Origin of the sequence: Anatilimnocola aquadivae (assembly GCF_049819085.1) — a bacterium.
Taxonomy (GTDB): Bacteria; Planctomycetota; Planctomycetia; order Pirellulales; family Pirellulaceae; genus Anatilimnocola.
Map to the genome: position 1 here is coordinate 3,959,816 of NZ_CP187419.1, position 13,122 is coordinate 3,972,937.

The 13,122-nt window shown below is 57.5% G+C and carries 8 protein-coding genes; 4 read left to right on the top strand and 4 right to left on the bottom strand.

Translation table 11 applies throughout. The features are described from left to right. Positions 1-2 precede the first annotated feature (2 nt). Positions 3-1,652 (bottom strand): hypothetical protein, encoded by a 1,650-nt coding sequence (locus tag NA78x_RS15810; protein ID WP_425619420.1) that lies wholly within the window; start codon positions 1,650-1,652, stop codon positions 3-5. Beyond that, positions 1,610-4,069 carry a DUF1549 domain-containing protein gene (locus tag NA78x_RS15815; protein ID WP_425619421.1) on the bottom strand — a complete coding sequence of 820 codons (2,460 nt, stop codon included), beginning with the start codon at positions 4,067-4,069 and terminating at the stop codon, positions 1,610-1,612. Before NA78x_RS15815 ends, NA78x_RS15810 begins: the two co-directional genes overlap by 43 nt. Positions 4,070-4,661: 592 nt before the next feature. On the opposite strand from NA78x_RS15815, the gene NA78x_RS15820 reads away from it, so the two are divergent. Beyond that, the gene (locus NA78x_RS15820) at positions 4,662-5,636 is read left to right on the top strand and encodes a 3-keto-disaccharide hydrolase (RefSeq protein ID WP_425619422.1); all 975 of its coding nucleotides are present in this window, start codon (positions 4,662-4,664) and stop codon (positions 5,634-5,636) included. A gap of 22 nt (positions 5,637-5,658) precedes the next feature. Further along, positions 5,659-6,039 (top strand): hypothetical protein, encoded by a 381-nt coding sequence (locus tag NA78x_RS15825; protein ID WP_425619423.1) that lies wholly within the window; start codon positions 5,659-5,661, stop codon positions 6,037-6,039. Position 6,040: 1 nt separating this feature from the next. On the opposite strand, the gene NA78x_RS15830 is transcribed toward NA78x_RS15825, so the two are convergent. After that, on the bottom strand, positions 6,041-6,871 hold the full coding sequence (locus tag NA78x_RS15830) for an endonuclease/exonuclease/phosphatase family protein (protein WP_425619424.1): 831 nt from the start codon (positions 6,869-6,871) through the stop codon (positions 6,041-6,043). A gap of 169 nt (positions 6,872-7,040) precedes the next feature. Between NA78x_RS15830 and NA78x_RS15835 the strand changes: the two genes are divergently transcribed. Continuing rightward, complete coding sequence (locus NA78x_RS15835) at positions 7,041-8,084, top strand: HAD family hydrolase (protein ID WP_425619425.1); 1,044 nt, start codon at positions 7,041-7,043, stop codon at positions 8,082-8,084. Positions 8,085-8,104: 20 nt separating this feature from the next. Here the strand turns inward: NA78x_RS15835 and NA78x_RS15840 are convergent, their stop codons facing one another. Then, positions 8,105-9,643 (bottom strand): hypothetical protein, encoded by a 1,539-nt coding sequence (locus tag NA78x_RS15840; RefSeq protein ID WP_425619426.1) that lies wholly within the window; start codon positions 9,641-9,643, stop codon positions 8,105-8,107. A gap of 222 nt (positions 9,644-9,865) precedes the next feature. Between NA78x_RS15840 and NA78x_RS15845 the strand changes: the two genes are divergently transcribed. Next, a complete protein-coding gene (locus tag NA78x_RS15845) occupies positions 9,866-13,072 on the top strand; it encodes a DUF1592 domain-containing protein (protein WP_425619455.1) in 3,207 nt (1,068 codons plus the stop codon). Positions 13,073-13,122 lie beyond the last annotated feature (50 nt).

Here is a 13,122-nt window from a genome sequence, read left to right on the forward strand (position 1 = left end):
GTTTACTTGCTGCCCTTCACTGCGAGCCAGATGTTCTCATGCTGGAACGTATTGCCACCGAGCGCTTGGGCAAAGGTGGCAGCGGCTACTTCGTTGCCGGCTTCATCGCGAGCCAGGATGCGAATGGGACCAGCCACGGCATCTGCCGCGGCTGTGAACTTGAGCTTCACCAGTTTGGCGGTTTCGCCCTTGTTGCTGGAAGTGACCGCTTCGACGGTAACGCCTGTTGGCAATTCAATCGCCTCGATCTTCACTTCGCCGCTGAAGCCATTTTGCCGAGTGATGGTAACGGGAACCTCCAACGCTTCTCCGGCCGTGAGGAGATGACTGCCGGCAGCAACGGTGAGTGCCAGTTTTGGCTGGGGCGTTTGAATGGTCAGTCGGTACACGTGGCGCGGCCCACCGGTGCGATGAAGGTCGCGCACTTCGAGCAAGTAGTCGCCATCGGCGGGCAAGGTAGCGTTCAAGGTAGGATCGCGCTCCTTGCCTGTATCGTCGACTTCCATCACCGGCTGCCCATCAGCCGTGGTCAACTTGAGAAAAGGGTCGAGGTCATAGGCGAGACTTTGCGACTCGACAGCGATGGCCAGTTTTGTCCCCTTTTTGCCAGCGAACTTGAAGCGGTGAACTTCGCGGCGCTCCGCGACAATTCCCGAGACGCAGACGGGAACTTCGACCAACTGGCCTTCGGCAGTAAGAGCCTTGGTATCGTTGACAACGCATGCCATCGAGACCAACTTCAGCGGAACGAGGCCAGCCGCGGTCGGAGGTGTCCAGAGCCAAGGTTCGGTCAACATCTTATCGGGCTCGCTGGCAGTCAATGGTTCTGCTGGAACATTCCAGCCCACGAGCTTCAGCGGTGTTGTTGTGCCGCGCGTGATTGCGAGCGGCAACGTGGCATCGGCAAAGGCTCCTGTGGTGATTGTCAGCCGGTAGATAAACAGTTCTCCACCGGCGAAGTTGACCGTTCCATTGGGCATCGCGGGCAACGCGAAGGTCCGCACCAGATAAGTGCCGTCGCTCTTGGCGGTGAAGGTCAGCAGCGAGTCGAGCCCGCCGGCATCTTGATTCATGACAAGGACCTGGCCAGCTTCGTTGCAGATTTGCAGGGCACCGTCAGCAGGAGAGCCGAGAATCTCGTTCGACTGCAAACTGGCAACGACCGTTTGCCCCGCGGTGAGCTGAACTGCATAAGCGTCGGAGTCGCCGTTTTTGTCGTACTTGCCATGCACGACGGCAGGGAGCGAAGCCTGCTGTGCCTGCTTCACGCTGTCGTTGGGTTCTTTCTCCAGCACGCTGGGCTGCGCCGCGATGACGAACGGACGAAGTGCCGAAGCACCTTCGGCATCGATGAAGCGCAGCCAAGCGATGCCGGGGGCAGCATCGGCGGCAATGCGGATTTTGAGTTTGCCTTTGTCCTTTTCGCACTCCACGTGCAGGCGCGCGTCACTCGTCCTGATTTGCACAGGCCAATTCGCGAAGGTGCCCGTTGCCGTGACCGCCGCTTCTTCTCCAGGAGTGCCGCCTGCTGGGAACAGCGACGTCGCATCCGGCGGCGCAGCGAGCAAGGCAGTAACGGGAACGAGCAACAGCACAAGCGCGCTGAGCTTTAGCGCTGGAAAAAGAACTCCGGCGTGTTGAGCAGCGCCCATAGCAGGTCCTCGGTTGATTGACGGCGGGAAGTTTCGGGGCGGGCGAATACCTGAGTGGCAATATCGCGTTCGGCAGCATCGGGCAGACGACCATAACAGAGCAGATACAGTTCCTCGGTGATTTGATCGTTGCTCCGCTCGCTCTTGGCGAGTTGGCCGGCGATACCGGCGTCGTCGGTTACTTTCTGTTGAATCGTTTTCGAGTTCATCAGGTGCAGGGCCTGCGTCACGGCGCCGTCGCTCATCCGTTCGCAGGGCGGATCCTGATTCGGATCGGGCCTGCCAAAGGTATCGAGCGTGAGGCTGTCGATGCGCGTGGTCCACAGTTGGCTGGCGCGCGAGCCGGATGGCATCGCTTCGTATTTTTCGGGCAGACCCGTGATATCGCAAATGGCATCGGCCAAAACTTCGGCTCGCATCCGCGTACGATAGCGACGGGAGAAGTTGCGAGTGTCTTGCACGTTCGAGCCTTCCGGCCGGACATTCAAGCCATAGACATACGACGTGCAAATGGTGCGAATCAGCTTTTTCAGATCGTACTTCTCCGCCCGCAAGTGATTGCCGAGCGCGGCGAGCAGAGCGGGATTCGAAGGGGGGTTGGTCGCTCGCAGATCATCGACCGGTTCGACGAGCCCGCGCCCCATCAGCTCGGACCAGAGCCGGTTAGCGATCGTTTGTACAAACAGGTCATTGTCGTCGGCGGTAATCCAATCGGCCAGCGCTTGACGCGGATCATCATGCTCGCCAACCGCGGGTGCCTTGCCCCACAGCGGACGAGGCGACATCTCTTGGCCGGTGGACGGATGCTTCACCTCGGTTTTTTTGCCAAACAGAATGAACTCTTCGCTGCCGGAAATTGGTGGCGACAGGCCTGTCCCTTTGCGACCCACGCGAGAGAAATAAGCAGCGAAACTGTAGAAGTCGTCCTGACTCCACTTCTCGAAGGGATGGTGATGGCACTTGCAACAATCGAGGCGAGTTCCCAAGAACAACTGCGAAATCATGGTTGTGAGTTCGGCGGGCTCGCGACGATCGCGAAAGACGACGGCGGCACCATTCTTCCAAGTGCTGCCTTCGGCGGTGACGATCTCGCGGACAAACTGGTCGTAGGGCTTATTGGCCCGCAAGCTGTCGCGGATCCAGGTGTCCATCGCCATCACGGTTTTGAGACCGACTCGATAGGGATTGGGCCGCAGCAGGTCCGCCCATTTGCCGGCCCAATGATCGGCGTACTCGGGGCGTTCCAACAGCGTATCGACGAGCCGCTCGCGCTTGTCGGAATTGGGGTTCGCGAGAAAGCTGCGTACTTCGTCCGGTGTTGGCAAGCGGCCGATGATGTCGAGATGTGCTCGGCGCAAGTACGTTGCGTCGTCACAAGGTTGCGACGGAAGCAGCCCCTGCGATTGCAGTTTGTCCCAGACGAGACCATCGATAAAATTCTTACGTGGCAGCGAAGCATAGCGACTGGCATCGACTTCGCCGGTTACCGGAATGGCGACGTTGCACGTCGCGATCACGCTCATGTAGCGAGCCATCAAGGTTGCTTCGCCGGGCAGCGCTCCCGCGGTAATGAGCCCGCTGCGATCGACACCCACGATGGCTGCTTCGTTCGATTGAAAGGCCGTTTGGGCCGTCACATCGCGGCGAGTGCCATCGGAATATTCTGCGGTGACGAGGATACGATGCTTCTCTTTGGGCCGTAAAGTCGCCTGCGCGGGAAACAGAGTCACGCCAATCAGCTTGGGTTCTTCCGCGACGCGGCGCGTGGCTCCCTCCGCAATCCAGCGACGAATGGTCTCAAAATCGGCACCCGTGGGATCGAGTCGCTGACCGCCACCATGCGGCACCAGGGCGGCACCTTTCTGCAACAGCAGACTGCGGTCGGGAGCACCCGGAAACACACGTCGACCGCGGGCATGCTGCGTGAGTGAAGCGAAGTCGAACTCCGGATCGAACGACAGCAGCGAAAGTTGAAAACCATTCTGCCCGCGTGACTTGCCGTGACACGCGCCGGCACTGCAACCATTGGCCACCAGGATCGGCTGCACATCGAGTTCGAAACTGCCCGCGCGCAGAATGCTTGCCTGCTGCACTTCGACAGCGCACTCGACTTGCTTGCCGCCCAGTTCGGCCTCGATGGTTGTTTTGCCATCGGCCACCGCGATGATCCTTCCCTCGGCATCGACGGCAGCGATCTTGGGATCGGCAGAGCGGAAAGTGACACTTGGGGTAAGGTCGCAGCTGCGCCCCGTATCATCGCCGATGGCAAGCAGCTGTTGGGCGGCCCCCGTTCCTCGCAACACAACTTGCGGTGGTTCTAGGCGGGCCAGCGTGGGTTCTGCAGCGAGCACTTTGCTTCCGCAAAGGGTGGAGATGAGACCAAGCAAGAATAGGAAACGGCAGAGCGAATTCATCATGAGCGATTCCATCGGTAGCGCTGCGCGGCAGGTGGGACGGACGGCGAGGCGGGCTGCGAACGAGCTTCCATGAAGTTCGCAGGGGAGGAGTCGACTCAGACTATTGTACGAACGAATGGGGTTGCAACTCAAGCAAGGATTCGCAAGTAGAACTGCAAAGTCACGATTGGTCTCGGTTTGCTAGCCCACGAGCCGGCGCCCACGCAAGTTTCTCGGCTTGTGCGCGGAGGGGTTCGTCGGGGCCGTGTGGATGAGCGGAAAATCCCGCTTGAGCTCGGCCAAGTGATTCTTCAGCACGCCCGATTCATTTGTCGATCGGATGCCGAATAGCACGCGGCTTCCGCGGATATTCCGCCTGAGCAAAAACACGAGCCCATGACGCCATCGCAATCATGGGGCGACGTCCTTTCAGACTGCCCCCCGGCAATGAAACCCGCGGTGCCGCAGACTCACCCACTACGCAACCATCGCCCGCAAACTTCGCCTAAAGGACTCTGCCCGTCTTGTGAGCTTGCCGCGCGTCAATCGACGGCTCACAATGACCCCGTCTAGCATATTGGCAACCCAATCCTGCAACGGGAGATCTCTCCGCATGTCTCGCTTTGTTTGTTTCACGATTCTGCTCTTTAGCTCGCTCGCGTTTGCTGGCCCGACGTACACCGACCCGGATAAGACCGATGCCGACTTTGCCTACCAAGGTGAGTATGCCGGCAAGATCAAGGATGAAGAAGGGAACGAAGCTTCGATCGGTGTGCAGGTGATTGCACTGGGTAAAGGCATGTTCCGCGCGGTCGGTTATCCCGGAGGTTTGCCCGGCGACGGCTGGGACAAACAAGAGAAAATCGAAGTCGATGGTGAGTTGAAAGACGGCGTCATCAGCTTCGAAAAGGACGGCGGCAAGGGTGTCGTGAGCAAGGATGGCACGCTCACGATAGTGGCTGGCGACAAGGAAATCGGCACGATCAACAAAGTGAATCGCAGTAGCAAAACACTTGGTGCCAAGCCTCCGATGGGCGCGGTCGTCTTGTTCGATGGCAAGAATGCCGATGCCTTTGAAGGTGGCAAAGTCAGCGAAGACGGCAACCTCTCGCAAGGCTCTACCAGCAAGCAGAAGTTCGGCAGTTACAAGTTGCACGTCGAATTCCGCACGCCTTACCAGCCTGAAGATCGCGGCCAAGGTCGCGGCAACAGCGGCGTGTACATGCAGGGGCGCTACGAAGTGCAGATGCTCGATTCGTTCGGTTTGGCCGGCAAGATGAACGAGTGTGGTGGCATCTATACGGTGAAAGACTGCGACGTGAACATGTGCTTTCCGCCACTCGCCTGGCAGACCTACGACATCGACTACACCGCTGCTAAGTACGATGACGCAGGCAAGGTGATCTCGCCGCCAAAGATTACAGTTGAACACAACGGCGTCGTAATCCACAAAGACGTCGCGTTGCCAACCGATCGCAATACGACCGCCGCGCCTGTAAAGCCAGGTCCCGAACCAGGCCCGATCTACTTGCAGAATCACGGCAACCCGGTTCGCTACCGCAACATTTGGCTGCTTGAGAAGAAGTAGGCTTGCCTCACGGGGCAACAAGATGCCTGACGACGCTTCCACCGACGACTTCGCCCTGCGTCCACCCGATGGACCGGGGCGGGAAGCGATCGAGCGATTTCTTGATCCGCCGCAGCTACCTGCGGAGCCGCCAACAAAGCCGAGCGACTATCAGTTTCGGCTGACGGACCTGCTGGTAATCACGGCTGGCGTCGGCTTGGGACTAGCTGGCGGCAGTTGGCTGCCGCGAGACGTGTTCGCGGCCATTCTCGGTCTAATTACGCTCATCGGTTTGATGGCCGTGCACATTTATCCGCCGGAAACACGACTGGGCAAACTTCTTTGGGGCACACTCGTGCTCGCGTATCTCATCTCGGTTGTCGCGGCGATCGTGCGACCCTCTCTCCCGCCGCAGATGCCCTGAGTTAGTTCGGGGGCATCGCAGCTGCGGAATGCTCAAGCACAGCCAAGATCGCGCGATGATCGGAGGCGACCGCTTCGTCCAGTACTTTCACGTCGACAACTTTCCAGCGTGCTGCGGGGCGAAGCAGCACGAAATCGATTTGCCGCGTTGGCTTCTCCACGGGGATGGTCGGCTGCGGCGTTTCGTTCGCAAGCTTCCAGCTCGTTTGCAGTTCCGTGATCGCTCTGCTGGAGTGCACATCGTTCAAGTCGCCAGCCAAGAGTGCCTCGCGATCACCAGTTTTGCTGAGCAAGCCGTTGATGAACTTCGCAGAGTCAACCCGCTCTTCATCTTTGCGGCGATGATCGAAATGAGTTGCCAGGAAAAGTAATGGCGAGGCCAATTTGGGCACTTCAATCTCAGCCTGCAAAACTCCCCGCTGCTCACCGCTTTCCAAGTTGGGCAGCAAGTGATTCTTATCTGCCTTGATGGGAAAACGAGACAGAATCGCGTTACCGTACTCTCCTCCTTGTAGAGCCAGGTTACCACCAAAGGCCGCTTTCATTTCGGTGAGACGCGCCAGTTCCGCAGGCTGATCGACCTCCTTCGAACGCTTCACCTTTCGGTCGACTTCTTGCAAAGCGACCAGGTCGGGCTTCACTGACAAGATCACTTTCGCGATCCGCTCCAAGTCGAGCTTGCCATCGACACCTTCGCCGTGATGAATGTTGTACGACAGAACCCGCAACTGTAACGCAGGCTGCTGTTCTTCCTTCTGCTGTGCCGTAACTCGCGAAGGCAATAGGACACAGCAGCAGACAACGGCGGCGATGATCGTTCGCTGAGTCAACAAAGGCTTGGTTCCCGTTTCAAATCAGAATATGGGTCAATGCTCAAGATTATAAAGGCAAGCAGGCCGCCGGTGTTGTCGTTCAAACTTATCCGCGATCGAGGATTGCAGCCTGCTGAGGATTCATGTCAATTGAGCGGACTGATCCCTCACTTTTCGCCGAGTAATCGCAATGAACGAAGCGACCTCCAATCGACGTCATTTTCTGGCCACGGTCCTGGCATCTGCCGGTGCAATTCATTTCGCCACACGGTCATCGGCAATTGCTCAAGAGGCAGCCAAACCAGCGGAGGTTGATCCACTTCCCTCGTGGAATAAAGGCCGCACGCGCGGCGACATCTTGGATTTTGTAGCCTGCGCCACGGATGCTAACTGTCCTAACTTTATTCCTGAGGACGAGCGGATCGCCGTCTTCGATAACGACGGAACTCTGTGGTGCGAGCAGCCGTTTTATACACAGCTGGCCTTTGTCTTTGATCGCATTCATGCGCAGGCCGACAAACATCCGGAATGGAAAACACAAGAACCATTTGCGGCGGTCCTGAAGAACGACCTGAAGAGTGTGCTGGCCAGCGGCGACAAAGGGTTAATGCAATTGCTGGCCGTCACGCATGCCGGCATGACAACCGAGGAGTTTGAGAAGATTGTCAGCGACTGGTTGGCCACCGCCAGGCATCCCAAGTTCAAGCGGCCCTATACCGAGATGGTCTATCAACCCATGCTCGAATTGCTGGCGTTCCTGCGGAGCAAAGGATTCAAGACGTACATCGTTTCGGGAGGTGGCATTGAGTTCATGCGGCCCTTCACCGAAAAGGTATATGGTATTCCGCCAGAGCAAGTCGTTGGCAGTTCCGGTAAGCTCAAGTACGAATTGGTTGACGGTCAGCCGGTCCTGATGAAACTGCCCGAAATCGATTTCATCGATGATAATGTGGGCAAGCCAATCGGCATTCAGCGTTTTATCGGACGCCGACCGGTTTTGGCCTTTGGCAACTCCGATGGTGACTACGAGATGCTCCGCTGGACGACCGCGGGCAAGGGGCCAAGAATCGGCCTGATCGTACATCACACTGATGCAGAACGAGAGTACGCCTACGATCGCGATTCACACGTCGGTCGCCTCGCCCGGGCTTTGGATGAAGCGCCGGAGCGAGGTTGGACCGTAGTCGACATGAAGCGGGACTGGAAAACCATCTTCCCGCCGGCCAAAGAGTAATCCTGCCTCTAGCGAGACGATTAGAAGTCTGCAGAGTACTTCTGGGTCATCCTGCGTTTGATATCGCCGGTGGCTTTCTCGATGCCCTGGAACGAATCGCGAGCACTGTTGCCCGACTTAACCCGCTCTTCAGCGGCAACCGCCGTGCGGGCATGGATGTAGGCCTGCTGATCGGGCACTGCGTAGGTGTTGGTGTAGCCATAGGGGACATAACCACCGCCAAACCAGCCATCACGAACGGTGTAGCCGTAGGTATTGGTATTGGTGTAATAGTCGTACTGCATCGGCGTATTGACCTGGCGAACGCGAGTTTGCGCTGCCCCCGAACGAATCGAGTTGTACCCAGATCGCAACGAATCGGAGACATACGCTCCGTAATTCACCAGCTCTGGATCAACGTGCAGGACCGACAATTGATCGATCTTGTTGGCGTACTTGCTCATCCAGACGCCGATCTGGCCCATCGAAGAGACCGCGGTTCCTTGCTTGGTCTGCTTCAGGTCCTTTAGTTGATCTTCAACCGCGTGGAAGTAGGAGATCGAGGCTTCCTTCACGATCTCTTCCTTGCTCTTCATCGGCGCCGGTTTGGTGGGATCGAGCGGCTTGAGTGATGGTGGGCGGTTGAACAAGCTGGACACGCGACGCATGCCGCTCTCGGTCAAAAAGCCTTGCAGCGAAACGCTCTTGCCGCTGACTTCCGGCGTCCAATCGTAGAATTCGTTGAGCATGACACCATGATTGGTGAAAGCGTGAATCATGGCAGCCTTGGCGATTTCAGGCGTCATTGCCACTTCGTCTTTGAAATCGACCTTCACTTTGCCAAAAGGCTGCTCAGCAAAGGTGATGCCCAACGTAATGCCGCGAATGCCGGCAATGGTCGTGGCGACAACTTCCGGATCCAACTTGTACTTCGTGATAAACTCGCCATTGGCTGCCAGGTGACCACGAACCTCGGCAACAGGGAACGCATCCTCCAGGTCGATGGCCACAATCACTGGCGTGCCGCGATCATTGGCATACTTGAATGCTTCAAACAGATAGCCCGAGAGGTTGAGATCGTTCTTGGCCTTGACCGTCCGCAGCCAGCGAGTGGTCGATTGGCGATTGGCAGGAGCCATGAAGGCTGCGGTGTCGCTGTCAAACTTGACGACATAGGCGTCGCTCGGCAACGCAACGACCTGCAGACCTTCGATCGTGTCCGGTGCGCCACCGGTCATTTCGGCAACCTTGGCCATGTCTGGGTTGTGATCGAGCTCGATCACAGCAGCTTCCCAATTGGGCGTCCAAAGTTGCAAATCGAGATCCATCACCAGGATGGCATGCTTGGCATCGGGGGGCAAAAACGACACGCCGGACGAATAAGCCTTTTCGCGCTTCGAGGCCCAGTCTTGCTTAAGAGCAATCGGGCTCGACATCAGCTTTTCGACGTTGACGAACGCGGCCACATTCGCCGAGACCGGAACTTTCGAAGCGAGGTCCTGAAACTGCCCGCGAGCAGGCGTCACGCCGGCAATCACCAGCAACATCAACGAACATGACCAATACAAGCAGGCTTTCATGATTCAACTCGAACTTCGTGATAAGAAGAGTTTGTGGGACGCGTCGCCTGATTCTAGTTGGTGACCAGCCCAGCGAGAAGCCACAACAGCCTCGTAGGCAATTGTTTCAACCCTCGTGGATAGAATTCCGGTGCACCGGTCGATACGATGCGTTTGGCCAGCCCACCCACCACGCCGCTTTTCTTCACGATCTGTGCCGACGAAAGAGCAGACCCTGTGCATATGCTTCCGCTCTCGAAACCGATTTCGAAACTTGTCTTTTGCGTCGGTATCGGCCTGCTCGCTGCCGCGTCATTACCCACCTGCGCGCAAGATGCGGTTTTGGCGACCACGTACTCTGCCGAAATTCGGGTGCTGGTGGGCCGTTATTGCCACGAGTGCCATTCGGCAAAACGCATGGAAGCCGAAATCGACCTGACGACCTTCGCCACGCTCGCCGATGTGCGCAAGCAGGCTCAGCTGTGGCAAAAAGTTGGAGAAATGCTCGAGAGTGGCCAGATGCCGCCCCCGGAATCGAAGCAGCCATCGGAGGCGGAACGCACAGCGCTCAAAAAGTGGGTTCGTGAGTTTCTCACCCGTGAAGCAGCCGCGCATGCCGGCGATCCAGGGCAAGTGGTGCTTCGTAGGTTGAGTAACGCGGAATACACCTACACGGTTCGCGATCTCCTTGCATTGCCCGCGCTGGAACCCACCAAAGAGTTTCCCGTCGATGGTGCCGCTGGAGAAGGCTTTACAAACACCGGCAATGCATTGGTCATGTCTCCGGCGCTGGTCACCAAGTATCTCGATGCGGCGAAAGAACTTTCCAGCCACGCAGTGTTGCTACCCACTGGATTTCGCTTCTCGCGTTCCAACTCGCGTCGCGATTGGACCAACGAGACGCTGGAAGAGATTCGCAAGTTCTACGATCAGTTCACCGATCCCTCGGGGGGTGAGCGGGTGAACTTGCAAGGCATCATTTTTGAAACCAATGGTGGTGGTCGCTTACCGATTGAGAAGTATCTGGCTGCCACGATTGTCGAGCGTGACGGACTTACTTCCGGCGTAAAGTCATTCGACAAGGTTGCTGGCGAGCGAGGACTCAGTGCCAAGTATCTGGCTTTGCTCTGGCAAGAATTGACGAGCAAGGAACCTTCCATTTTGCTCGGCAATGTCCGAGCCCGCTGGCGAGATGCCAAACAGGCCGAAGACGCCGGTCCGTTGGCAGCGGAAATTGCCGCCTGGCAACGAGGCTTGTGGCGTTTTGCTTCGGTCGGGCATATCGGCAAAGTTGGCGGTCCCAAGCAGTGGCTCGAGCCCGTTAGCCCGCTGGTTGCCAAACAAGATTTCAAAGTCAAACTACCAGCCCCTGATGCCAAGAACGAGATTGTCTTCTCGCTCGTCGCCGGGGACCTAGGCGATGGCAATGAGCACGACTATGTCGTCTGGCAAAAGCCCCGCTTTGTGACTAACGGCAAGCCAGAACTGCAGCTAAGGGATATCGCAGGCCTGCAAGGCATCGACAAAGATCAATTTGGCAAGCCTCCTAAAAAGAATGCCAAACTCGATGAACACAGCGTCTGCGTGCAAGCGGCAACGGTGCTTGTCGTTCGCGTTCCTGCCGATCAGGTAGCCGGTTACGAATTCATGGTTACGGCGACACTCGATGCAAATGTTGGCCGTGAAGGAACCGTGCAAGTTGAAGTGTTGCCCGGTGCGGTCGCTCAGAAACTGCAAGTTCGTCCTGCGGAAGCCAAAACGGTGATCGGCCAAGGTGCCTGGACGGGAGATAATCGACAAACGTCATTTGCGGCGCCGATGCTTGCCAGTGATGGTGCCGAGGCTCGTAAGCGAATCGAAAACGATCTGAACAAGTTCCGCGATCTGTTTCCCGCGGCTCTGTGCTACACCAAGATCGTGCCGGTCGATGAAGTCGTTACTCTCACGCTCTTCTATCGTGAGGACGATCATCTCGCCCGCCTGATGCTCGACGATGCTCAACGGGCGAAGCTTGACCGCCTCTGGAACGAACTGCGATTTATCAGTCAGGATTCGCAGACGCTGGTCGATGCCCTCGAACAGCTGATTCAGTTCGCCACGCAAGATGCCAATCCGAAAGTCTTCGAACCGCTGCGTGAGCCGTTTGCGAATCGAGCGGCTGCGTTTCGCCAGCAGATGATCGAGGCAGAACCCAAACACCTTGACGAGTTGCTCGTCTTCGCCGGGCGAGCTTATCGGCGTCCGCTGTCCGAAAAGGAGGCAATCGAATTGCGGCAATTCTATGCAAAGTTGCGCGCCGACGACCTGCCGCACGAAGAGGCCTTTCGCCTCTCCCTCGCGCGACTGCTGATTTCACCCGCCTTCCTCTACAAGATCGAAAAACCAGTTCCCGGAACGAAGCAGGGGCCGATCAACAACTTTGAACTGGCCACGCGACTGAGCTATTTCCTTTGGTCGTCGCAGCCCGACGCAGAACTGCTGCGTGTAGCCAGCGAAGACGGCCTACACGACAAAGAAGTCCTCCTGTCGCAAACTCGCCGCATGCTGAAAGATGCGAAGACTCGCCGCATGGCCACTGAGTTTGCTTGCCAATGGCTGCAAATCTACGAGTTCGATCAGCTTGATGAAAAGAGCGAACGGCACTTCCCGACCTTCGTCTCGCTGCGAAGCTCCATGTATGAAGAGTCGATTTTGTTTCTTACTCACCTGCTCCAAAACGACGGGCGCATCGGCGATGTCCTCGCTGCCGATTTCACGTTTGTGAACGGCGACTTGGCTCAGCATTACGGCATTCCGAACGTCGCCGGCCCGGAGTTTCGCCGCGTCGACGGTATTCGGCAGCAACATCGCGGCGGCATCTTGGCTCATGCAACCACGCTCGCAAAACAGGCAGGCGCATCGCGCACCAGCCCGATCTTGCGAGGCAATTGGGTCAGCGAAGTCTTGCTCGGCGAACGCTTGCCTCGACCGCCCAAGGACGTGCCCCAACTTCCCGATGAAGACTCAGCCACCGCCACCAAGAGCGTGCGCGAACTGGTGGCAGCACACAGCAGTGTGGCTCAATGCGCCGTCTGTCACAAAAAGATCGATCCGCTCGGATTTTCGCTCGAAAGCTACGACGCCATCGGCCGCCATCGAGAGAAAGACCTTAGCAATCATCCGATCGATACGAAGGTTACGACTATCGACAATGTCAGCTTTGATGGTTTGCCAGGGTTGCGAGATTACCTGCTGACCACCCGCCGCGACTCCTTCAACCGCCAGTTCTGCCGCAAGTTGCTCGGCTACTCGCTTGGCCGGGGCATTCAACTCTCCGACGAACCGCTGCTGGCTGAAATGCAGGCGAATCTCAAGGCGAACGACGGCAAACTAATAGCAGCCATCGAGACCGTCGTTCTTAGCAGGCAATTTCGGGAGATTCGCGGCCAATCTGCAGCCACTGAGCCCTAATGGAGTCCTCTCGCTCCGCCGAGAGGTCAGCTCTCGCCACCGCGTAAACG